A 21,354-nucleotide genomic window follows, 5' to 3' on the forward strand; every position below is an offset into this window, starting at 1 on the left:
GCCCGGCCTGTTTCGTTTAATCAGTCAGATTTCAGATAATGTCTGAAAATCTTACTTCACAGCCGTAATGGCGTTACGGTTCTGTGCCCATGCTTCTTCGGTGTCGCCCAGAGCGGTGGGACGGTCTTTACCGTAGGAGATGGTGGAGATGCGCGAAGAGGTCACGCCTTTTGCCACCAGATAGTCACGAGCGGCGTTTGCACGACGCTGGCCCAGAGCAATGTTGTATTCTTCAGTGCCGCGGTCATCGCAGTTGCCTGCAACTTCAACGTTCACCTGAGGATACTTTGCAAGCCAGTCAGCCTGCTTCTGCAGGGTGGTCTTGGCGTCAGCGCTCAGGCCGCTCTTGTTCAGGTCATAGAATACGCGGTCCCCCACGTTGGCGACCAGATCAGCTTCGCTGCCCGGCACCGGGCCAGACGGCTGAGTAGCCGCGCCGGTGGAAGCACCCGTGTTTGCATTTTCGTGCGCACAGGCTGACAGAAGAGCAACCATACCAAGCGCAGCAACAACTTTCAGTCTCATGTGTCGGATCCTGAGAATTAGCCTTAGGGCTATTCGGAGAAAAAGAAGTTAATAACCTTGTATCTCCGCGTATTCTTCTGCTCCCCTCCGAACCCTTCGAAGAGCCGACGAATTTTGGAGACCATTCCGCCGTAAGCCATAGCTTATGCGGCCGGTCAAGCATGTTCTCTGTTTCTCATACCAGCCATACCTTGACTGATACCCAAACAACACACCCCGGCCCTACGCACAATAACCCAAAACTACGGAATTATAAAGAAAATTACGGCGGAATTATGAAAACTTCTCCCGCCCCGAAGCCGGGCGGGAGAATAATCCCTCACCCGTTCAGGGGGGACCATGCCGGATCGGAGGCCCCTTCTGGCGTAGGAATAACACGGTCATTGAAGCCCGTAATATCGACCATGCCGATAATGGAGCTGAATCCGCTCCCACCCGCGCCGGCGCGGCTCTGGCGGCAATAGGCCAGCACACGCCCGTTGGGGCAGAAGCTCGGACTTTCCACCGTAAAGCCCTCGGTCATGATCCGCTCACCCGTGCCATCAGGCAGCATGACCCCGAGCGAGAACATACCACCGGCAATGCGGGTGAAGGCGATCAGGTCCCCGCGCGGGGACCATACAGGGTCGCCATAGGTGCCCTGCCCGTAGGAAATCCGCTGCGCGTTCCCCCCGCCTGCAGGCATGATGTAAAGTTGCGGGCTGCCGCCACGGTCCGAGTTGAACACGATCTGCGAGCCATCCGGGTTGTAGCACGGGCTGGTGTCAATCGCGCCCGAAGCCGTAAGCTGCCTGCGCGCACCCGACGCCAGATCAACCGAATACAGGTCCGACCCACCATTGCGGGTCACGGACAGCAGGACCGTGCGCCCATCGGGCGAGAAGCGTGGCGCGAATGAGATCCCCTGAAAATCACCCAGAATCTGCTGCCGACCGGTATTGAGATCAAACAGATACACCCGCGGCCGGTTATTGGCGTAGGACATGAAGGCAACCTGGTCCTTGACCGGGCTGAAACGGGGTGTCAGCGTCAGCCAGTTCCCAGCCGTGAGCATGCGGGCATTGGCGCCATCCTGATCCATAATGGCCAGCCGCGTACGCTGGCGCCCACGCGGGCCAGAGCGGGAGATAAAGGCGATGCGGGTATCAAAATACCCTTTCTCACCCAGCATCCGCTCGTAAATCACATCGCCCACAATATGGGCGATACGCCGCCAGTTGGCGGAGGATGTCGTGTAGGCCGTCCCCTGAATCTGCTGCTGGCTCAGCACGTCCCACAGCCGGATTTCCACCCGCACGGATGCGCCACTGCCCGTAACGCTCCCTGTCACCTGCGCATGCGCGCCAAGGCCCTTGGCGGTGGCAAAGTCGGGCTTTGCTGCGGCGGACGAACCAGGAATAACCTTGAACAGGCCCGTGTTGTTCAGATCGTTGGTCAGCACCTCGGCCATCTGCTGGCCAAGACCGCCCCCAAAATCGGGAATGATAATGGGAATAGGGGCCGTACGGGCCTGATCCACCGTAATTTCCGCTTCTGGCGCGGCTGTGGCGGCAAAAGCAGCCAGCGGAGTGGCCAGAATGCCCCCTGCGGCAACACTCGCGCCAAGCAGGGTGCGGCGGCGCAGCGCGCCCACCAGAGCATCTGCTTCCTGATCGGAAATAAGAGGCCGGGTACTCATCAGCATGTGTTTTCCTCCGTGTGGCCTGCTTTTAAGGCCTGAAGACAAATTTGAGTTGCCGGGGCTGCCCAAGAAGCTCCTTGGGAATCGGCAGTTGGGCGCATGTGGGGCTTAACACGGCCGCGCGGGCACGCTCGGCCAGAGCACGGTAGGACGCATCCGCGTCCATGCGCGCCTGTGTTTCCGGGGCGAACTGCACAATACGCGCCTCACCCGTTGCATCCACGGTTACAACCAGATGGGCCACAAAACTGGCATAGTCCTTGGCTGCCGTATCCTCCGAATAGCAACGGCGGACAGAGGCCCCAATGGCCTTTTGCTGCCCAACGCTCAGGCTGCCCGTAATGTTACTGCCCACGGGTGATCCACCCCCATTAGGCGCACCCCCGGCCAGCGGGTTGGCCCGCGCCTTGGGTGCGTGTGTCTGCTTCTGGTCCGAGCGGAAGGTATCCAGCGTTTCCAGCAGCGAATGTGTATCCGGCTCGCTCTTCCTGGCCTTGTTGGGCTGCGTCAGATGCGAGGGCACCACCACGTCCGGCAGCGTATCTGTCTGCTGCGTCATGGGCGATGGGGGTGCCACACTGGTAGACGGCTTGAGCGGCGCCGGGGGGGATGGGGGCGTCTTGACCGCCTCTGGCGAGGGTTCCTCCGCCTTGGGGGGCAGGGGCACATCCGGCAGCGGTTCAGCCTCCGCCTGAGGCGGGGGCGGCACAGCCTGAGGCGGTGGAGGCGGCGGCGGAGGCTCCTCGTTCGGCACGTTCTTGGGCGGCTCGGGTGTGGGTGGAGCATCCTGCACGGCGGGAGCAGGCGGACGCAGCTCATCCGCAGGCTTGTCAGCCTTGGCGGAGGGGCCTCCATCCTGCGCGTCTGATGGCTCGAATTCCATCTCGACCGTTGGCTGTGGCGGTTCTTCCGGCGGCTTTGGCGGCGGCAGGGAGATCAGCAGTGCCACAAGTGCTGCGATATGCGCCGCACCTGACACATAAAGAGACCGCCTGAGCAGAAGCTGATCAGACCGGCGTGGCCGTGCCATGGGCATCGTGTTCGTACCTCTCCACCCGACCGGATGGCTTATTGCCCGGAGCTGGCGGGTTGCTGCGCCAGCAGAGCCACATGTGTAAATCCACCTGCGGTAATCTGACCCATGACCTGCATGACCTGCCCATAATCAATATGGGCATCGCCACGCACAAAAATGCGGTGCTCGGAGTCATTATTCGCGGCGGCCTTGAGCTGGGCCACAAGCTGGTCCGCCGTGACCGGCGCATCCCCCAGAAAAAGGGACCCATCCGCCTTGATGGACACCGTAATCGGCTTTGTATCCGAGTTTACGGGCCGGGCATCGGTTTTGGGCAGATCAACATTCACGCCGCTGGTCATCATGGGAGATGTGACCATAAAGATGATCAGCAGCACCAGCATGACATCGACCATGGGCGTTACGTTAATATCGGCCATCGGACGCCTGCGGCGGCGCCCGCTTCCACCAGACGACATGGCCATGCTCAGACCCTTTCTTCAGACTGGCGGGAGAGAATGGCGGCAAACTCGGTGCCGAATCCTTCCAGACGGTCCTCAAACAGATCCATGCTGTTGCTGATCACGTTATAGGCCACATAGGCGGGTATGGCGGTCAGCAGGCCAATGGCGGTGGCAAACAGCGCCTCGGAAATACCGGGGGCCACAACGCTCAGGTTGGTGTTGTGTTCTGCCGCAATGGAGCTGAAGGAATGCATGATCCCCCACACCGTGCCAAACAGGCCCACAAACGGCGCAACCGGCCCCACGGTTGCCAGAAAGATCACCCAGCGGCGCAGGCGATCCATCTCACGCGTGATGGTAATGCCAATGGCGCGGTCCACGCGCTCCTTGACCCCGCCACGCACCAGATCCACCCCCGGAATACGGGCCGAACGCCGCCATTCCCCCATGGCGGCGCCAAACACGGCGGCCATCGGGCTTACGGGCTTTGCGCCATCGCTTTCGTACAGGTCATCAAGGCTGCCACCGGACCAGAACCGGTCCTCAAACCCCGAAGCCGCGCGATTGATCCGCCGGATTGTCACAAACTTGTCGATAATAATGGCCCAGACCATAATGGAGCATAAAAGCAGCCCCAGCATGACCAGCTTGACCACAAGCGAGGCGTTCATAAACAACGCCCAAACCGACAGGTCTCCCGCCGCGCTTACGCCGAGATTTGCCGCATCAACCGCACGATCCAATAATGCCTCCTGCCTCTGCACCCGTTGCGGGCCACCAGTCTCCGACTCGGGCGAGATTCCTCACGGCCCAACATTGCTGCTTCTTACTGTTTTCCGTAAAAAAGCAGAAGAGGCGCTTTTAGTCCTTTGGTGCCAACCGCGTCAGAAGATCATGCCATAACGGCGGAAATCGGGCAGGACGCCCATCTGCCGCACGCACACATGCCAGACCTACATCCACCTCGGCCGCAACATCGGCCCCACGGGTTACAATCTGTTCCAGACGGCAGCTTGCGGCGCGCAGGGATGTCAGCCGTGTTGTAACGGTCAGCACATCATCCAGCCGCAGGGGCATGCGGTAAGTCAGTCTGGCGTCACGCACCACAAACACAAGCCCGTAATCATGCAAAAGGCCCGAGGCAGGCATGCCGCAACTGCGAATGGCCTCGGTTCTCGCCCGCTCGGCAAATGCCAGATACCGGGCATGGTACACAATGCCCCCGGCATCCGTATCCTCATAATAAACACGAAAATCTATGGAGTGGCTGCTCATGGAGCTTCCTCATCATCCGCCAGAAAATCCATCTGCGGTCCGGCTGTATTTTCCGGCCGGGGAGGGGGCGTCAAGCCAAGATGCCGCCAGCCACGCTCGCCCAGCACACGGCCCCGGCTTGTGCGCAGGACCAGCCCTTCCTGAATAAGAAAAGGCTCGATCACATCTTCCAGCGTATCGCGCGATTCGGCCAGAGCCGCAGCCAGTGTTTCCACCCCAACAGGGCCACCGTGGTGATACTCTGCTATGCGTCGCAGGTAACGCCGGTCCATGCCGTCCAGCCCCAGACCGTCCACTTCCAGCCGGGTCAGGGCGGCATCGGCCACATCAACCTCAACCACCTGCCCCTCTGGCACGGAGAGGGAGGCAAAATCACGCACCCTGCGCAGCAGACGCCCTGCAATACGGGGTGTCCCCCGCGAGCGGCGCGCGATTTCCATAGCCCCGCCAGCGGACAGGGCAAACCCCAGCTTGTCCGCCCCACGCGCCACAATGCGCGCAAGCTCCTCCGGCGTGTAAAACACCAGACGGAGCGGAATGCCAAAGCGGTCACGCAAAGGTGTCGCCAGCAACCCGGCACGGGTGGTGGCCGCAACCAGCGTAAAGGGGGGCAGGTCAATCCGCACGGAACGCGCTGCCGGGCCTTCGCCAATAATCAGGTCGAGCTGGAAATCCTCCATGGCAGGGTAGAGAATTTCCTCAATCGCGGGCTGAAGACGGTGGATTTCGTCAATAAACAGCACATCCCGCGGTTGCAGGTTGGTCAGAATAGCCGCCAGATCACCCGCGCGCTGGATAACGGGGCCGGATGTAGCACGGAACCCCACCCCCAGTTCGCGCGCCACAATCTGGGCCAGTGTGGTTTTGCCCAGACCCGGCGGGCCATGCAGCAGAACATGGTCCAGCGCCTCCCCCCGGTTGCGGGCGGCATGAATAAAAACAGACAGATTTTCACGGCTGGCCTGCTGCCCCGTAAAGTCGGAGAGGGTTTGTGGCCGTAAGGCGGCCTCGCCCGCATCCTCGCCCTGCCGGGTCGCGTCAATCTCGCGCTCGGGGGTAAATTCGGGGCTCATCGGGCAAGGTCTTTCAGGCTGTCACGCAGCACCGTGTCCAGCGTGGCATCCGGCCCACTGGCGTCCATAATACGGCGCACAACGGGGGCTGCTTCCATACGGCGGAAGCCCAGACCTGCCAGCGCCATAAGGGCATCGGCCTCTATGCTGCCAACGGGCGTTGCCATGACAGGCACACTAAAGCCGCCCTTGCTGCCGGGCATTTTGCCTGCCTTGTCGCGCAGTTCGGTCAATATCCGCTCGGCCAGCCGTGCGCCCACGCCCGGCGCGCGCATAAGAGTGGCCTTGTCCGCCGTGCTCAGGGCCGCCACCAGATCGCTCGCGGAGAGGGCAGACAAAATACCCAGCGCCACCTTGGCCCCAACCCCCTGCACCCCCGTAAGCAGGCGGAACCACTCGCGCTCCGCACTTTCGGAAAAACCGTAGAGCAGAATGGCATCCTCACGCACTACGGTTTCGATCAGAATCCGCGCCTTTTCGGGTGGGTTGGGCAGGGCTGCCAGAGTGCGGGTGGACGCGGCAACCAGATAGCCCACACCGTTCACATCCACCACGCAACTGCCCAGATCCACCTGAATGACAAGTCCGCATAAAAACGCAATCATGCCATACGCACTCCGGCTGCAATGTGGCGGGCACTGGCCCTGTGGTGAGCATGGCAGATGGCCACGGCCAGTGCATCGGACGCATCCGCCCGTATGACCTCCACCCCCGGCAGGAGCCTGCGCACCATCATTTCCACCTGTTTTTTATCTGCCGAGCCAGTGCCAACCACCGCTTTTTTAACCGAGAGTGCGCCGTATTCGGCCACACTCAGCCCGGCAAGGGCGGGGGCCAGCAGGGCCACACCACGGGCATAGCCCAGCTTGAGCGTAGCTGTTCCGTTGCGGTTGACGTAGGTTTCCTCCACCGCCGCTTCTGCGGGCTGGAGGCGCTCTATCAGCCAGTGCAGATTATCGTGCAGGACCTTGAGCCTGTCTGGCACGCTATCCGCGCTATTGGTGGCGATGACGCCATTTTCCACATGCCGGAGCCTGTTGCCCTCAACATCAATCACGCCCCACCCTGTAAAGCGCAGGCCGGGATCAATGCCGAGCAGACGGACCACACTCAGGCCGACAGTTTTTCCGCCAGATCATCCGGCAGGTCAAAATTGGCATAAACGTTCTGGACATCATCATTGTCTTCCAGAACATCGAGGAACTTGAACAGACTCCGGGCCTTTTCCTCATCCAGTGTCACGGTGTTTTCAGGCCGCCAGTCCAGCTTGCCGCTTTCGGCCTCACCAAACCGGGCTTCCAGCCCGTCCTTGACCGCAAAGAAGGATTCGACCTCACACGTGATCTCATGCCCTGCGTCGGTCGAAACCACGTTTTCGGCCCCGGCCTCGATAGCCGCTTCGAGCATGTCATCTTCCGAAGCCGCGGAGACGGGGTAGGTAATCACCCCCAGCCTGCGGAACATGAAGGAGACGGAATTTGTTTCCCCCATGGAGCCGCCGCTTTTGGAAAATGCCGCGCGCACTTCCGATGCCGTGCGGTTACGGTTGTCCGTCAGGGCTTCCACAATAACCGCCACACCTGCGGGGCCGTAGCCTTCGTAGCGCATTTCTACGTAGTCATCGCCACCAGCACCGCCCGATGCCTTTTTGATCGCACGCTCAATGGTGTCCTTGGGCATGTTCACTTCACGCGCCGCAACAATGGCGGCGCGCAGGCGCGGGTTGGAGTTGGCCTCGGGCAGACCGGAGCGTGTGGCCACGGTCAACTCGCGAATGATCTTGCCAAACTGCTTGGCGCGCTTGGCGTCCTGCGCACCCTTACGGTGCATGATGTTCTTGAACTGGGAATGACCAGCCATATTCCTTACCTTACCTGTCCTGCCGCCGGGTGGGCCGTATTCAGCCTAGCTGCCCGTGACAATGCTTGTATTTTTTGCCCGATCCGCATGGGCACAGCGCGTTGCGGGGGGTTTCTCCCCAGCTGGACGGATCATCCGGCATAATGGCGCTGCCCCCGATGGGCACAGCCATTCCCGGCGAGGCACCCGGCGTAAGCCCGGTACCCGGTTCCGAGGCATACCCTGCAACTCCGGGATCGGCATGAATGGCCGCCGTGTCCGCAAAAGGGTCTTCCATCGGTGGAGGCGAGACCTCCACATGCGCCATGAGCGATGCAACGCGCAGGCGCATTTCCTCAAGCATGAAGGTAAAGAGCTGGAAGGCTTCATGCTTGTATTCGTTCAGCGGATCTTTCTGCCCGTATGCGCGCAGGCCAATACCCTGACGGAGCTGGTCCAGCGCGTGCAGGTGCTCCTTCCAGACCGCGTCATACGTTGTCAGCAATATCTGCTTTTCAATAAACCGCATCAGGTCGGGGCCAATATTGGCTGCCCGCGCGGCCTGGGACTGGGTGACCGCCTGACTGATCCGCTCGGCCACGCCCTCGGCGTCCATTCCGTCTTCACGCGCCCAGTCGGCAATTGGCAGATCAAGGCCAAACGTCTTGTGGACCTGCTGGGTCAGCCCCTCAACATCCCATTGCTCGGCAAAGGATTTTTCGGGAATGTGACGTGCAACCAGCATATCGGTCACATCGTCCTGCGCGTCGGCCACGATTGCGGATACGTCATCCTGCGCCATGAACTCGCGGCGCTGGGCATACACTTCCTTGCGCTGGTCGTTCATCACGTCATCATATTTGAGCGTGTTCTTGCGCATGTCGAAGTTACGGGACTCGACTTTTTTCTGCGCCCGTTCCAGCGCCTTGCTCAGCCATGGATGAACAATGGCCTCGCCTTCCTGCATGCCCATCTTCTGGAACATGCTGCCCATGCGGTCGGAGCCGAAAATCCGCATCAGGTCATCCTGAAGCGAAATAAAGAACTTGGAGTTCCCCGGGTCCCCCTGCCGTCCCGCGCGGCCACGGAGCTGGTTGTCGATCCGGCGGCTTTCGTGCCGTTCCGTGCCGATGACGTACAGCCCACCAGCCTCGCGCACCGTAGCGTGATCACGGATTACGCGGTCACGGATTTCCTGCTCCGCAGCGGCGCGTTCGGGCGTGTCTTCCATATCGCCAAGCTGCTGGGCGATCAGCATGTCCACATTGCCACCGAGTTTGATGTCCGTCCCGCGGCCAGCCATGTTGGTGGCAATGGTAATGGACCCCGGTGCGCCAGCCTGCGCCACAATCTTGGCCTCCATCTCATGGAAGCGGGCATTGAGCACGTGGTGGGGAATGTTCTCGCGTTTGAGCAGGGCAGACAGGGCCTCGCTCTTCTCAATCGAGGTTGTGCCCACCAGAATGGGCTGCTGGCGCTGGTGCACCTCGTTGATCAGCTTGACAACAGCAGCAAATTTTTCCGCCTCTGTCAGGTAAACCTCGTCGTCCCCATCCTTGCGGGCTACGGGGCGGTTGGTGGGAATGGCCACCACATCCAGATTATAGATTTCGGCAAATTCATCGGCTTCGGTCATGGCCGTGCCGGTCATGCCCGAAAGGCGGGGATAAAGACGGAAGAAGTTCTGGAAGGTAATGGAGGCCAGCGTCTGGTTTTCCTGCTGGACTTCCACATGTTCCTTGGCTTCGAGTGCCTGATGCAGACCATCGGAATACCGGCGGCCTTCCATCATGCGGCCGGTAAACTCGTCAATAATCACAACCTTGCCGTCACGCACGATGTAATCCACATCACGCGCGAACAGGGTATGCGCGCGCAGGGACTGCATGACATGATGCACAACGGCCACGTGGTGCAGGTCATACAGCCCGCCCTCATCCAGCACGCCTTCCTCACGCAGCAGCAGTTCCACCGCATCCGATCCGGCGTCGGTCAGGATGACCGTGCGGAATTTTTCATCTTTTTCGTATGCGGTTTCGTCCTGCACCAGCCGGGCGACAACACTATCCACCGAGCGATACAGGTCGGAACTGTCTTCCGCCGGGCCGGAGATAATGAGCGGGGTCCGCGCCTCGTCAATCAGGATCGAGTCCACCTCGTCCACAATGGCGTGGTGGAAGGGCCGCTGAACCATTTCGTTCAGCTGGTACTTCATGTTGTCGCGCAGGTAGTCGAACCCGAACTCATTGTTCGTGCCGTAGGTAATGTCCGCAGCATAGGCCTGACGGCGCTGCTCATCAGGCATGTTGGGCACGATAACGCCCGTGGTCAGCCCCAGAAATGTGTAAAGCTGCCCCATTTCCGCCGCATCGCGCGAGGCAAGATAGTCATTGACCGTGACCACGTGCACACCCTTGCCGGAAAGGGCGCTCAGATACACAGCCAGCGTTGCCACCAGCGTTTTGCCTTCCCCCGTGCGCATTTCCGCAATGCGGCCGGAGTGCAGGACCATGCCGCCGATCAGCTGCACGTCAAAATGGCGCATGCCCAGCACGCGGCGCGAGGCCTCGCGCGTGACGGCAAAGGCCTCGGGCAGCAGGTCATCCAGCGTGGCGCCTTTGGCCAGCCGCTCCCTGAACTCTATGGTTTTGGCTGCCAGGGCAGCATCATCCAGAGCCTGAATCTCAGGCTCCAGTGCGTTAATTTCCGACACACGGCGCTGGAATGCCTTGAGCGTCCGGTCATTGGCTGTGCCGAACAGGGCGCGGACGAAGCGTGAAAGCATGAACACCTTTCCAGAACAGTGCGGCCTTGCCCCCTCCCCCCTGACATCACCCCGCAAAAATGATGCGGGACAGGGCGAAAGACACAGGCGTTTTGCGTGGCTTGCCCTGCAAAATAGGGCCGGGCAGGGGTTCGGTCAACCAAGCTTACCGTCCATGCCCCATATCAGAACAAAACAGGGCTTGCCGGGGCGGGTAGCCTCCTTCATACATATCGAACTGTTTTTTACCGACTTTAAGGTTTTATCCTATGCGGTTTATTCCCTACGCGTTCGGGTTGGCAGCGACTGCCCTGCTCGGTTCCTCCATGCTGTGTGCTCCCTCCTTTGCGGCAGCACCAGCACCGGCGGCCTCCACGGCACCCGCACAGCCCACGGACCCGAACACGGTTGTGGCCACCGTTAACGGTGAAAAAATCACCGTTGCCGATGTGCAGAACGCCATGAGCACCATGCCGCCGCAGATGCGCCAGCTCCCCACCTCCCTGATCTACCCCATGCTGGTCAACCAGCTGGCAGACCAGAAGGCGATCCTGATTGCCGCACAGAAGGAAGGGCTGAACAAAAAGCCCGATACCCAGAAGCTGATGCAGACGGCAGCGGACAACGCCCTCCAGAACGCATGGCTGTCCCAGCAGGTGATGCCGCACCTGTCTGATGAGTCCATCAAGCAGTATTATAACGAAAACTACGTGGGCAAGCCTGCCGAGCAGGAAGTTCACGCACGCCATATTCTGGTCAAGACCGAAGCCGAAGCCAACGACGTTATCAAGAAACTGCAAGGTGGCGCGGACTTTGGTAAACTGGCAGCCGAAGTCTCGACCGACAAGGGCAGCGCCGCCCAGAATGGTGGTGACCTTGGCTGGTTCAAAAAGGGCGATATGATCCCCGCCTTCTCCGATGCTGCCTTTGCCATGAAGAAGGGCGAAATCAGCACCAAACCCGTGCAGAGCCAGTATGGCTTCCACGTTATTCAGGTGCTGGACACACGCACGGACCCGACCCCCACGCTTGACGCCGTGCATGACAAGATCCGTCAGGCCCTGATCCAGAAATACGTGCGTCAGGCCGTGGAAAAAGCCGCAGCCGGTGTCAAGATCGTGCGCTTTGACCCCACCACGGGCAAGCCGCTGGCCGATACGCCCGCAGCACCTAAAAAGTAAGATACTCAACCGGCAACAGCCCCGGCCCACTCCAGAAGACTCTGTGGTGGACCGGGGCTGACATCTACCAAGGATACCGCCAGATGGCGCAGTCTCTCCCCGTTTCTCCCCTTGCCCAGCCAATGCCTGAGCTTGGCATTGTTCGTGGGGTAAGGCTTGGCGCCATTGCGGCGGGTATTCGCTACAAGGGCCGGACCGATCTGGTACTGGCCGAATTCGCACCCGGCACCACTGTTGCCGGTGTGTTTACCAAATCCAAATGCCCCGGCGCGCCGGTGGACTGGTGCCGCGCCATTCTGCCCAGCGGGCAGGCCCGCGCGCTGGTGGTCAACGCTGGTAACGCTAATGTGTTCACCGGCCGCGCAGGCCGCCAGACATGCGAGGCCACGGCACAGGCCGCAGCCACAGTAACAGGCTGCTCGCCCGATGCCGTCTATCTGGCCTCCACCGGGGTTATTGGGGAAATCCTGCCCGCCGAGCGCATTACCAACGCCCTGCCCGCACTGCATGCCGCCCTGTCCGAAACCGGGTGGGAGGCTGCAGCACGCGGGATCATGACCACGGATACCTTCCCCAAAGCCGCCATCCGCAAAACACGGATCAACGGCACGGATGTGGTTATTCAGGGCATGGCCAAAGGCAGCGGCATGGTCGCGCCCGACATGGCCACCATGCTGTCCTTTGTTGCAACGGATGCGGCCCTGCCTGCCTCCGTGCTGCAAACCCTGCTGGGCACCGGGGTTAAAACCACCTTCAACTGCATTACGGTCGATTCCGATACATCCACATCGGACATGGTTCTGCTGTTTGCCACCGGTGCGGCGGGCAACGCCCCCGTAGCCGATACGGTGGACGCCCTGCATGACCCCGCTCTGGCCGATTTCAGGACCGCACTGAACGACCTGCTGCGCGAGCTTGCCCTGCTGGTCATCCGCGATGGGGAAGGTGCGACCAAGCTTATGACCATTACGGTCAGCGGAGCGGTATCGGACGAATCCGCCTGGCGTGTGGCCATGGCCATTGGCAATTCCCCACTGGTCAAGACCGCCATTGCGGGCGAAGACGCCAACTGGGGCCGTGTGGTCATGGCTGTTGGCAAATGCGGCGAACCTGCCGACCGGGACACGCTGAGCGTCTCCATTGGCGGTGTCTGCATTGCCCGGGATGGCACCGTCACCGAAGGGTATGACGAAACACCCGTGGTCGCCCACATGAAGGGGCAGGAGATTGATATTGCGGTTGATCTGGGACTTGGTCAGGGCACGGCCCGCACATGGAGCTGTGACCTGACACACGGCTATATCGACATCAACGGCTCGTATCGTAGCTGAGTGTCCCGTTTTTTACAGATGACCTGCCTTTTCGCGGCACATCAGGGAGCCTGACCATGGCCAGCATTACGCCTCCGCCCGGCTGGGGCGCCGCACCACAACCCGCCGGGTCCGGTGCCTGGAATACACAGCCGCCGCAGCCCGATGTCTGGGTTTACGCAGGATTCTGGTGGCGCGTCTGGGCGTTTTTGATCGACGCGGTCATCCTGAGCACGGCCGAATGTATTCTCGGCCTGTTCTTTGGCCCCAAAATTAACGTGGACTGGGAAGAACTGCCCATTCCCGACGCCTCCAGCCAGACGGTGGATGTGGTGAACATCGCCACAACATCGCTCCCGCATGCAAGCCCGGTTTCCGTCCTGATCCCGCACCTGCACGCGGGGTCGGAATGGCATACGTTCGGCATTGTGCTCAGCCTGCTGCCCATGGTGTACTGCGTCATGTTCGAAGCCTCCGCGTTCCGGGCGACACCGGGCAAGCGGCTGTTCGGGATGGAAGTGGTTACGCTTGAGGGGAAGCAGATTTCGCATCTGCGCGCATTGCTGCGGTTTGTCATCAAGGCGTTTCTGTCCTTTCCCCTGCTTTACATCGGGGTGCTGATGGTGGCGTTCACCCAGCGCAAACAGGGGCTGCATGACATGATGGCAGGCACACTGGTCCTGCGGCACACAAGACCCGCCCAGATTGCCCCTTTTTCACCCCACACCTAAGCCCACCCCCTGCCCGAATAACAGCGGAACCGGCTGCCGGTCTTGATACCGCCTGATTTGCCTCCTACCCTGCGGGTAACATCAGGCGCGTAGCGCAAAACCTCCAGACCGTTCAGCAAAGGACAGGGTAGGTCATGACCGCACAAAGCCGGGACCGGTTTTTCTTTTTTTCCTGGATTTCCAGAAGTTGCCTTGTGCTCCTACTCGGCTGGTGCCTGCTTCCCACCGCGCACGCTCTTGCTGACAGCCCTGCCACCGTGCAGACAGGCGGGCTAAGCCAGCAGGATGCCCAGCAACTGCTGGATGTGCTGAACGACCCGCAAAAGCGCGCCGAATTTTCCAGAACACTGACCCTTATGGCCAAAGGGCTCCCCGCGGCCCCTGCCAGTATGGCTTCTACCGTCACACCCGCGGTCATAGATAATTCCGTACACTCGGAACTTGATGATCTGGGCAACACAGCTACTGAATATGTGAGCAATTTTACCAGCCTGTTTACCGATCTGGGCTCTGTTGGCACATGGTTCCGCCATGAGGTGCAAAACCCCCAGTCCCGCCAGTCCCTGCTGGATTCCTTTGGCCGCGCCCTGCTGATTATTGCCCTGGCTCTTGTGGCCGAGCGGGCCACCAGCATTGGCCTGCGCAGGCCCCTGACCTCGGTCAAGAAAATGGCCGAAGCGCGGGAGGTCCGACAGGCGAAAGCCCGGACCATAAGCAGCGATGCGCCTGCCGAAACCGAAACGGAGGCAGATGCGGACAGCCCCACGGAGACGGACACGGACACGGACACGGACGCGGACACAACCCAAACCCGCGAAAAAGACCAGCGCCGCGGGAACGAAGTGCTCCGCTACCTTGTGCGCGTTCCCTACAATGCCATGCACTTCCTGCTCAAACTGCTGCCGGTAGGGATGTGTCTGCTGTTCAGCTACCTTGGCGCGGAGTTCCTGACCTCCACCGATCAGGCCCGTATAGTCGCACTCACGCTGGTTAACGCCTACGCCATTGCCCGTGGCCTGTACCTCGTTGTCGAGACCATTCTGGTCCCACGCTCCCCCGCGATCCGCCTGCTGCCCATGCCAGATGACACGGCCCGGCTGCTGACCCGGTGGTGGAACGTGCTGGTCGCCGCGCCGTCCGTTGTCATCTGCCTGTCCATTCTGGGACGGGAGTTTGATCTGGATACGCGCGGGGTAGAAGCCATGATGCGCGGCGTGGTGCTGGTCGAACACCTGCTGATTGCCGCCTTTATCTGGCGTATCCGCCATATTGTGGCCCGCGCACTCCAGCCCTCTCCGGGGCTGCGCAAAAATGCCCTGTGGGCGTTTGCGGGCACGCTGGCCAAGCTGTGGTGGGTGCCGGTCATTTTTCTGGACATGGCGTTGTGGTTTGTCTGGGCGGCCCACCTGAAGGGGGGATACCAGTGGATTCTGCACGGCACATTGCTGAACCTTCTGTGCCTGATTGTCTCCCGCATTCTCGCGCTACTGGTTTACGGGTTGCAGGACCGGCTGTTCCGCGTTGGGCCGGAATTGCAGGCCCAGTACCCTGACCTGCAGAAACGGGCGGATTTTTACTACCCGTTCGTACGCAAGATCATCACCATCGCCATTATCCTGACCACCGCGATCTGTATTGCGCAAGGCTGGAGCATTCCCACCTTTGACTTCTTCCTCCACTCAGCCCTTGGGCTGCGCCTGATTGGAGCGGCGGCCTGCCTGCTGATCGGCATGACTATTGCCGCAGTGGCGTGGGAGACGGTGAACAGTATGCTGAACAAGCAGATCTCGCGCTATTCGGCCAGCGCGCAGGAGGCCCGGGCGGCAAGACTGCGTACCGTACTGCCCATTATCCGCACGGTGCTGCTGACTGTGATTGTCATCTTTGTCGCGGTCACCACCCTCTCGCAGATCGGGATCAATGTGACGCCACTGCTGACAGGCGCAGGCATTCTGGGTGTCGGCCTGTCCTTTGGTTCGCAAAGCCTTGTCAAAGACGTGATCACCGGCTTTTTCATGCTGGCCGAAGACGCCATTCAGGTAGGAGACTGGGTAACGACAGGAGGCATTGCCGGCACGGTTGAACACCTTTCCATCCGTACCCTGCGTGTCCGGTCGTTTGACGGAGATCTGCATATCATTCCGTTCTCCTCTGTAACCTCCATTGCCAACACGGCGCGCGGCTTTAACCAGATTATCGTGCGCCAGACTCTGGATCTGAGCGAAGACACGGGCAAGGTCGTCAAGATCATGCAGAAAACCATTGAAGACATGCGCAAGGAAGAGACCTTCCGCCCCATCATCTTCTCTGATTATACCGATCTGGGTGTAGATAATTCGGATGGAAACGGCGCGGTACTGGTTGGTATTATCAAAACCGCGCCAATGATGAAGTGGAAGGTCCAGCGCGAGTTCTACCGCCGTATTGCCCTGCGCATGGCTGCCGCTGGCGTCAGGTTCTACACCTCCACCAGCTACTCCACCACGCCGCCCAACGTACCCATGCATATGGCGCTCGACGCCATGCCCCCCATGCCGCAAGGCGGCCCGGCAACTCCCAGCCCGGCCAGAACCCAACAACAGCCCGCGCAACAGCCTGCGGCCAACACGCAACCGCCCACCCACCCCAAAGCCGACGATTAAGAGGCCCATCCCATGTCCGAGCCCATGTTTACCAACACCCTTGCGGACACGATTATCCAGAGTCTGGAAACCCCTCTGGCGAAGGACGGCTTTGCCTTCCTTCAGGCACAGGCCATGCAGGCCGTGCTGGAGGCCGGAGGCCTGCGGGGATGGGAGGATTTTGCCGCAAGCTGGAACGATCTGGGCGTGGACCGTTACATGGCCGATGGCGGGCGCTACCGGCGCAGGCGCTACGCCACGTTCTCGCTGACACTGGACGCAGTGACACGCAAACCACACCAGCCCCACTACCAGAGCCGGGATTACAATACCCTCAATGGGGGCGTGGAGCGCTGGTTCAAACCCGTGCTGCCCGCCCTTGGCGAACACCCGGCACTTATGGCCATATTACGGCTGGCCCTGCGTGTGGTAACGGACCTGACCCCCGCAGAGCGCAGGCCCAACGCATGGCATACGGAAATACATCAGTTCCGTATTGAAGCCCGGCCAGATGCGCTCGGCCACCCAACGCCTGAAGGGCTGCACCGTGATGGCGTGGACTGGGTTTTTGTCGTGATGGTAAGGCGGGAGAACGTGGCACAGGGGGAAACATCCATCCACGACCTCAGCCACAAACAGGTTGGCAGCTTTACCCTGACCAACCCCATGGACACAGCCGTTGTGAATGACAACAGGGTTTACCATGGCGTAACCCCGGTACAGCCCGTGGACCCCAGCCGCCCGGCTTACCGCGATGTACTGGTCGTCACCCTCCGCCACGAATAGGCGGAACGGCGGCCCTGAACAGGCCGCCCTAGTATCCTGCGTAATAAATGGCGTGCAGCCCAAGGGCTACAAAGCCGATGACAAAAACCATTGCTCCCGCCATCTGGGACAATTCCTTGAACGTCATTCCCGAGTCATTGGCAGGCGGGGTAACGGGGTTCTGAACCGGAGCAGGGGTGTCTGGCCTGGAGGCAGGCAGCACATGCACCGGCTTGGCCAGCGCCTCGTGCGTCTGCGTGTGCACCGTGGCACCACCAGTCACGGCAGATGGCGTTCCATCCCCCTGCTGACCGGCCTGCACTGCGGAAGACTGCCCATCGTACAGAGGAGAGGCTCCGTCAACACGGCCTTGTGTTTCCTGCTCACTCATGATGCTGTTCTCCACGTAATTATCATGCAGACCGGAAAGGATCCTGTTTTTTCTTGATCCTGTCATGAAGGTTCGTCAAGCCATTCAGGGCATCTGCCCCACGGAGCCAGCACTGGACGGCACCAGACCAAACACGCCACATAGACCGGAGCTGATTTTTTGCTATGGAAACAGACATGAAACATATTCTTCTTTGTTCCGCCATGCTGGGGCTGGCCGCAGCACCCGCAATGGCCGCCCCCCACACAACAGCCCCTGCACAGGCCTCCACGGCTGCCGCCTCTTACCCCATGGCCACCTTTATGGGCTCATGGACCGTGCGCGCCGAGGTGCCAGCCTTTACGGTTGCAGGGAACAAGGCCATGGGCCCGGCCGCCCGGCTTTTGGTCACTGTCCCCGAAGTCTACGCCTCTAATATTGGTGAAAGCCGCTTCAGCCTTGCCCAGAAAACAGGTTCATCCTGGTCTGGCAGCCAGAATGGCACAACCATGACCATGACCCTGATCTCCCCCAACGCGGGGCATATCCTGATCACCAGCAAAAACGGGCACAAGGTGGACGTTCCCCTGTACCGCAACGACCCGTAAGCCACTGACTGGCCTGCGGGTCCGCCAGATCACGCCTCCCGCACGCTTTGATGGGCGGGAGGCGGGGCGCGCATCATGCGTTCACCGCGCCCTCTGGCGTCCAGTCCTTTAGAAAAGCCTCCAGTGCGGCATCGGCCTTGCCAACCTTGACCTCCAGCCGCACGTAAAGATTCCCCGCCTCCCTGCCCCCATGGGCCTGCACACCCTTGCCACGCAGGCGCAGCACGGTGCCGGTATCGGAGCCTGCGGGTACGTTCATCTTAACCGTGCCTGTGGGGGTTGGCACCATAATGGGACCGCCCAGCACTGCGGTTTTCAGGTCCACGGGCAGGGTTTCCCGCAGGTCGGAGCCTTCGCGCGTAAAGGTGGCGTCGGGCAGTACGGTCACCGTAATCAGCGCATCCCCTGCGGGGCCACCCTGCACGCCGGGCATGCCCTTGCCACGCAGGCGCAGAACCTTGCCATCCTCCATACCGGGGGGAATACGCACATCCAGCGTTGCGCCATCTGGCAGGTTCACGCGCGACGTGGCGCCATTCACCGCGTCCAGAAAACTGACATTCAGCGCAAAGGATCTGTCCGCCCCCTTGCGCGGGCCAGCACGGCGCGCGCGGGCACCCCCGCCAAACATGCCGCCGAACAGGTCGCTCAGGTCTTCTTCCTGAAAACCGCCCATGCCAGCGCCACCGGGGCGGAACCCGCCTGCACCGCCAAAGCCGCCGCCGCCAAAACCACCAGCCCCAAAACCGGGGTGGCGTTCCTGCCCCGAGGCATCAATCTCGCCCCGGTCAAAACGCGCGCGCTTGTCCGCGTCGGACAACAGGTCATTGGCCTGATTGAGCGCCTTGAACTCCTCTTCGGCCTTTTTATCGCCGGGGTTCAGGTCCGGATGATATTTTTTGGCCAGCTTGCGGTACGCCTTGCGGATGTCATCCTGACTGGCTGTTCTGGCAATACCTAATACTGAATACGGATCACGATCGCTCATGCAGCCGTCCCTTCCCCCATCCTGTTACCATTACCGGGCGGCATCCTGCGCCACCCACAGCCAGCCGCCGCCCCAGAGCATGCGTTCAGGCGGGGGGTACAAAAAGCCTCCCCCAAGACTGTTGTCATTATACAGAGTGTCTCCATACCACACTGCGCGCCTGCCCAAAGTGTGTTGGCTGCGCGCACCGTTTTTGCAACTATTATCCCTAATAATGGGAACGAGACTCCAAGCGGTCAATGGAGAGCCAGAGAAAGCCCCATGTACGCCCGACAGATAAACTGCACCACAAAAATGGAAACCGGGGCATGGCCTCTGTCCGGCTGGGCCTTTATTCTCTATAAAGTCGGAACCATAAGAGCGCCACACCAGACAGCAGCAGGCTGCTGGTTGCTCATAACGGATTGATTGGAGACCCCCGCATGGCTGACAGACCGCGCTTTTTTGATGATCTTGCAGGTGTTGCCGGAGGTGCCGTATCCGCGCTGACCGGTGTGCGTGAAGAAATGAACGCCATTGTCCGCAGCCGTGTGGACGAAGTGCTGACCAGCCTGCAGGTTGTCCGCCGTGAAGAATTTGAAGTCATGCGCGAACTGGCCGCACAGGCCCGCATTGGCCAGGAAGAAGCCGAACGCCGGCTGGCCGCACTGGAAACGCGGATAAAAGCACTGGAACAGCACCTGACCAGCACCCACAAGGGCGGCGCGCACTAAAAGACCACGCGCGCCCTTTGTCCCGTTTTTGTTTTTGACCGCAGGCACGGGAGTCATGCCATGCCAGCCCTGACAACCGGCTCCACCACCCCACCCACCAACCCGCTGGACCTGATGGAACAGGTCATTGCCGGGCATGGGTGGACCTTTGACCGCTGCACCCCGACCGAAATGGCGGCCGAAGCCCCGGCCAGATGGTGCGACTACGGATTGTTTTTTTCGTGGTCGGCCGAGCTGGGCACCATTCTGTTTACCTGCGCCTTTGACCTGCGCGTAAGCCCGGACATGCGGCTGGCCCTGTACGAGCTGATAGGGCTTGCCAACGAGCAGGTATGGGTCGGCCATTTTAGCGTCGATACGGAAGATGGGGTGCTGCTGTTCCGTCACGCCCTGCTCCTGCGTGGCACGGAAACCGCAACCGACATTTTTGAAGACATGATCGACATCGCCCTGACCGAGTGCGAGCGGTTTTATCCGGCCCTGCGCTTTTTCCTGACCGGTGGGTTGAGTGCGGCAGATGCACTGGCTTCGGCCATGCTGGACTGCCATGGAGAGGCATGAACATGACTGAGCGTTTTCCCCTTCCCTCCATCCTGCTTGTCGGGTGCGGCAAAATGGGTGGTGCCATGCTTGAAGGCTGGCTCAAGGCCGGGCTGGCCCCCTCCGTCATTATTGACCGCCACCTTGCAGACCTGCCAGCCCCCCACACGGTGGTGCAGAGCATACAGGATGTTCCCGCCAGCTTTACGCCGGACGTGATTATTGTTGCGGTTAAACCGCAGAAGGCCAACCCCGTGCTGGCCGAACTGGCCCAGCGTTTTGGGCAGGCAACGCTGCTTTCGGTCATGGCGGGGCGGACCATTGCCAGCCTGCACGACATCTATGTGCAGGCCAACCCGCAGGCCAACCCGGTTATTATCCGCTCCATGCCCAACACGCCCTGTGCGCTGGGGGCGGGCATGAGCGGGCTATATGCCCCCCCCAACGCCACAGCGGAACAGAAATCCCATTGTAATGCCCTGCTCTGTGCCGTGGGGGAAACCGTATGGGTGGCCGAGGAAGGGCTGATCGACTCCGTTGCTGCCATTTCCGGCAGTGGTCCGGCCTATGTGTTTTTAATGGCCGAACTGCTGGAAAAAGCAGGCGTGGAGCAGGGCTTGCCCGCCGATGTTGCCCGCAAGCTGGCCCGTGGCACCCTGTATGGCGCAGGCTGCATGCTGCATACTCTGCCGACCGATGCTCAGGAACTGCGCCGCAACGTAACCAGCCCCGGCGGCACCACGGCTGAAGCCTTAAAGGTGATGATGGCCCCGCAGGCATGGCCTGCAACCACCTCCGCCGCCATTGCCGCTGCCGTACACCGCGCAAGGGAACTGGCCAGCTAGCCTTTCCTGCTTTGTCGGCACCACTCCGCCAAGCCATTTACCGCTC

22 protein-coding genes are annotated in these 21,354 nt (G+C 60.7%); 9 read left to right on the plus strand and 13 right to left on the minus strand.

Going from position 1 to position 21,354, the window contains the following annotated elements:
- Nucleotides 1-51: 51 nt before the first annotated feature.
- The 11 genes from pal to secA all read right to left on the minus strand — a co-directional run bounded on the left by pal (nt 52) and on the right by secA (nt 10,657).
- On the minus strand, nt 52-525 hold the full coding sequence (pal, locus tag HNR55_RS11770; RefSeq protein ID WP_166115661.1) for a peptidoglycan-associated lipoprotein Pal: 474 nt from the start codon (nt 523-525) through the stop codon (nt 52-54).
- Between the two features lie 319 nt (nt 526-844).
- A complete protein-coding gene (tolB, locus tag HNR55_RS11775; RefSeq protein ID WP_166115663.1) occupies nt 845-2,209 on the minus strand; it encodes a Tol-Pal system beta propeller repeat protein TolB in 1,365 nt (454 codons plus the stop codon).
- Nucleotides 2,210-2,234: 25 nt separating this feature from the next.
- The gene (locus HNR55_RS11780; protein WP_184382703.1) at nt 2,235-3,242 is read right to left on the minus strand and encodes an energy transducer TonB; all 1,008 of its coding nucleotides are present in this window, start codon (nt 3,240-3,242) and stop codon (nt 2,235-2,237) included.
- Between the two features lie 32 nt (nt 3,243-3,274).
- Nucleotides 3,275-3,706, minus strand: a complete 432-nt coding sequence (tolR, locus tag HNR55_RS11785) for a protein TolR (RefSeq protein WP_166115665.1) — start codon at nt 3,704-3,706, stop codon at nt 3,275-3,277.
- Between the two features lie 2 nt (nt 3,707-3,708).
- Nucleotides 3,709-4,449: a protein TolQ gene (gene tolQ, locus HNR55_RS11790; protein WP_025826892.1), complete on the minus strand. Its 741-nt coding sequence runs from the start codon at nt 4,447-4,449 to the stop codon at nt 3,709-3,711.
- A gap of 97 nt (nt 4,450-4,546) precedes the next feature.
- On the minus strand, nt 4,547-4,960 hold the full coding sequence (ybgC, locus tag HNR55_RS11795) for a tol-pal system-associated acyl-CoA thioesterase (protein ID WP_166115667.1): 414 nt from the start codon (nt 4,958-4,960) through the stop codon (nt 4,547-4,549).
- Nucleotides 4,957-6,033: a Holliday junction branch migration DNA helicase RuvB gene (ruvB, locus tag HNR55_RS11800; RefSeq protein ID WP_166115669.1), complete on the minus strand. Its 1,077-nt coding sequence runs from the start codon at nt 6,031-6,033 to the stop codon at nt 4,957-4,959. The genes ybgC and ruvB overlap by 4 nt, the downstream gene beginning before the upstream one ends.
- Nucleotides 6,030-6,638: a Holliday junction branch migration protein RuvA gene (ruvA, locus tag HNR55_RS11805; protein WP_166115671.1), complete on the minus strand. Its 609-nt coding sequence runs from the start codon at nt 6,636-6,638 to the stop codon at nt 6,030-6,032. The genes ruvB and ruvA overlap by 4 nt, the downstream gene beginning before the upstream one ends.
- Nucleotides 6,635-7,141: a crossover junction endodeoxyribonuclease RuvC gene (gene ruvC, locus HNR55_RS11810; protein WP_166115674.1), complete on the minus strand. Its 507-nt coding sequence runs from the start codon at nt 7,139-7,141 to the stop codon at nt 6,635-6,637. Before ruvC ends, ruvA begins: the two co-directional genes overlap by 4 nt.
- 2 nt (nt 7,142-7,143) lie before the next feature.
- The gene (locus tag HNR55_RS11815) at nt 7,144-7,893 is read right to left on the minus strand and encodes a YebC/PmpR family DNA-binding transcriptional regulator (RefSeq protein WP_166115676.1); all 750 of its coding nucleotides are present in this window, start codon (nt 7,891-7,893) and stop codon (nt 7,144-7,146) included.
- Nucleotides 7,894-7,933: 40 nt separating this feature from the next.
- On the minus strand, nt 7,934-10,657 hold the full coding sequence (gene secA / locus HNR55_RS11820; protein ID WP_166115678.1) for a preprotein translocase subunit SecA: 2,724 nt from the start codon (nt 10,655-10,657) through the stop codon (nt 7,934-7,936).
- Nucleotides 10,658-10,905: 248 nt separating this feature from the next.
- Between secA and HNR55_RS11825 the strand changes: the two genes are divergently transcribed.
- From HNR55_RS11825 to HNR55_RS11845, 5 genes are all read left to right on the plus strand, one after another.
- A complete protein-coding gene (locus HNR55_RS11825) occupies nt 10,906-11,817 on the plus strand; it encodes a peptidylprolyl isomerase (RefSeq protein ID WP_166115680.1) in 912 nt (303 codons plus the stop codon).
- Nucleotides 11,818-11,900: 83 nt separating this feature from the next.
- On the plus strand, nt 11,901-13,148 hold the full coding sequence (gene argJ / locus HNR55_RS11830) for a bifunctional glutamate N-acetyltransferase/amino-acid acetyltransferase ArgJ (RefSeq protein WP_166115682.1): 1,248 nt from the start codon (nt 11,901-11,903) through the stop codon (nt 13,146-13,148).
- Nucleotides 13,149-13,204: 56 nt separating this feature from the next.
- Complete coding sequence (locus HNR55_RS11835; RefSeq protein ID WP_166115684.1) at nt 13,205-13,858, plus strand: RDD family protein; 654 nt, start codon at nt 13,205-13,207, stop codon at nt 13,856-13,858.
- A gap of 134 nt (nt 13,859-13,992) precedes the next feature.
- Nucleotides 13,993-16,500, plus strand: coding sequence for a mechanosensitive ion channel domain-containing protein (locus HNR55_RS11840; RefSeq protein ID WP_166115686.1), 2,508 nt, complete (start codon nt 13,993-13,995; stop codon nt 16,498-16,500).
- A 12-nt stretch (nt 16,501-16,512) separates the two neighbouring features.
- Entirely contained in the window at nt 16,513-17,265 is a 753-nt protein-coding gene (locus tag HNR55_RS11845; protein ID WP_242005576.1) for a 2OG-Fe dioxygenase family protein, read from the plus strand.
- A 28-nt stretch (nt 17,266-17,293) separates the two neighbouring features.
- Here the strand turns inward: HNR55_RS11845 and HNR55_RS11850 are convergent, their stop codons facing one another.
- A complete protein-coding gene (locus HNR55_RS11850) occupies nt 17,294-17,635 on the minus strand; it encodes a hypothetical protein (RefSeq protein WP_166115630.1) in 342 nt (113 codons plus the stop codon).
- A gap of 176 nt (nt 17,636-17,811) precedes the next feature.
- Between HNR55_RS11850 and HNR55_RS11855 the strand changes: the two genes are divergently transcribed.
- Nucleotides 17,812-18,222: a hypothetical protein gene (locus HNR55_RS11855; RefSeq protein WP_166115689.1), complete on the plus strand. Its 411-nt coding sequence runs from the start codon at nt 17,812-17,814 to the stop codon at nt 18,220-18,222.
- A gap of 73 nt (nt 18,223-18,295) precedes the next feature.
- Here the strand turns inward: HNR55_RS11855 and HNR55_RS11860 are convergent, their stop codons facing one another.
- Nucleotides 18,296-19,210 (minus strand): DnaJ C-terminal domain-containing protein, encoded by a 915-nt coding sequence (locus HNR55_RS11860; RefSeq protein ID WP_166115691.1) that lies wholly within the window; start codon nt 19,208-19,210, stop codon nt 18,296-18,298.
- A 422-nt stretch (nt 19,211-19,632) separates the two neighbouring features.
- Between HNR55_RS11860 and HNR55_RS11865 the strand changes: the two genes are divergently transcribed.
- The 3 genes from HNR55_RS11865 to proC are packed head-to-tail and all read left to right on the plus strand — an operon-like array spanning nt 19,633 to nt 21,308.
- The gene (locus tag HNR55_RS11865; RefSeq protein WP_166115693.1) at nt 19,633-19,923 is read left to right on the plus strand and encodes an accessory factor UbiK family protein; all 291 of its coding nucleotides are present in this window, start codon (nt 19,633-19,635) and stop codon (nt 19,921-19,923) included.
- Between the two features lie 60 nt (nt 19,924-19,983).
- Nucleotides 19,984-20,484, plus strand: coding sequence for a type III secretion system chaperone family protein (locus HNR55_RS11870; RefSeq protein ID WP_086646539.1), 501 nt, complete (start codon nt 19,984-19,986; stop codon nt 20,482-20,484).
- Nucleotides 20,485-20,486: 2 nt separating this feature from the next.
- The gene (proC, locus tag HNR55_RS11875) at nt 20,487-21,308 is read left to right on the plus strand and encodes a pyrroline-5-carboxylate reductase (RefSeq protein ID WP_166115695.1); all 822 of its coding nucleotides are present in this window, start codon (nt 20,487-20,489) and stop codon (nt 21,306-21,308) included.
- Nucleotides 21,309-21,354 lie beyond the last annotated feature (46 nt).

Origin of the sequence: Acetobacter lovaniensis (genome assembly GCF_014207635.1) — a bacterium.
GTDB classification, from domain to species: domain Bacteria; phylum Pseudomonadota; class Alphaproteobacteria; order Acetobacterales; family Acetobacteraceae; genus Acetobacter; species Acetobacter lovaniensis.

Bases quoted from the DNA above. Each gene is read 5' to 3' on its own strand.
- ruvA (WP_166115671.1), bottom strand. From the start codon at position 6,638: ATGATTGCGTTTTTATGCGGACTTGTCATTCAGGTGGATCTGGGCAGT.
- pal (WP_166115661.1), bottom strand. From the start codon at position 525: ATGAGACTGAAAGTTGTTGCTGCGCTTGGTATGGTTGCTCTTCTGTCA.
- HNR55_RS11825 (WP_166115680.1), top strand. From the start codon at position 10,906: ATGCGGTTTATTCCCTACGCGTTCGGGTTGGCAGCGACTGCCCTGCTC.
- HNR55_RS11840 (WP_166115686.1), top strand. From the start codon at position 13,993: ATGACCGCACAAAGCCGGGACCGGTTTTTCTTTTTTTCCTGGATTTCC.
- HNR55_RS11855 (WP_166115689.1), top strand. From the start codon at position 17,812: ATGAAACATATTCTTCTTTGTTCCGCCATGCTGGGGCTGGCCGCAGCA.
- HNR55_RS11860 (WP_166115691.1), bottom strand. From the start codon at position 19,210: ATGAGCGATCGTGATCCGTATTCAGTATTAGGTATTGCCAGAACAGCC.
- HNR55_RS11815 (WP_166115676.1), bottom strand. From the start codon at position 7,893: ATGGCTGGTCATTCCCAGTTCAAGAACATCATGCACCGTAAGGGTGCG.
- HNR55_RS11835 (WP_166115684.1), top strand. From the start codon at position 13,205: ATGGCCAGCATTACGCCTCCGCCCGGCTGGGGCGCCGCACCACAACCC.
- HNR55_RS11870 (WP_086646539.1), top strand. From the start codon at position 19,984: ATGCCAGCCCTGACAACCGGCTCCACCACCCCACCCACCAACCCGCTG.
- tolB (WP_166115663.1), bottom strand. From the start codon at position 2,209: ATGCTGATGAGTACCCGGCCTCTTATTTCCGATCAGGAAGCAGATGCT.
- ybgC (WP_166115667.1), bottom strand. From the start codon at position 4,960: ATGAGCAGCCACTCCATAGATTTTCGTGTTTATTATGAGGATACGGAT.
- proC (WP_166115695.1), top strand. From the start codon at position 20,487: ATGACTGAGCGTTTTCCCCTTCCCTCCATCCTGCTTGTCGGGTGCGGC.
- HNR55_RS11865 (WP_166115693.1), top strand. From the start codon at position 19,633: ATGGCTGACAGACCGCGCTTTTTTGATGATCTTGCAGGTGTTGCCGGA.
- HNR55_RS11850 (WP_166115630.1), bottom strand. From the start codon at position 17,635: ATGAGTGAGCAGGAAACACAAGGCCGTGTTGACGGAGCCTCTCCTCTG.
- HNR55_RS11780 (WP_184382703.1), bottom strand. From the start codon at position 3,242: ATGCCCATGGCACGGCCACGCCGGTCTGATCAGCTTCTGCTCAGGCGG.
- tolR (WP_166115665.1), bottom strand. From the start codon at position 3,706: ATGGCCATGTCGTCTGGTGGAAGCGGGCGCCGCCGCAGGCGTCCGATG.
- HNR55_RS11845 (WP_242005576.1), top strand. From the start codon at position 16,513: ATGTCCGAGCCCATGTTTACCAACACCCTTGCGGACACGATTATCCAG.
- ruvB (WP_166115669.1), bottom strand. From the start codon at position 6,033: ATGAGCCCCGAATTTACCCCCGAGCGCGAGATTGACGCGACCCGGCAG.
- secA (WP_166115678.1), bottom strand. From the start codon at position 10,657: ATGCTTTCACGCTTCGTCCGCGCCCTGTTCGGCACAGCCAATGACCGG.
- argJ (WP_166115682.1), top strand. From the start codon at position 11,901: ATGGCGCAGTCTCTCCCCGTTTCTCCCCTTGCCCAGCCAATGCCTGAG.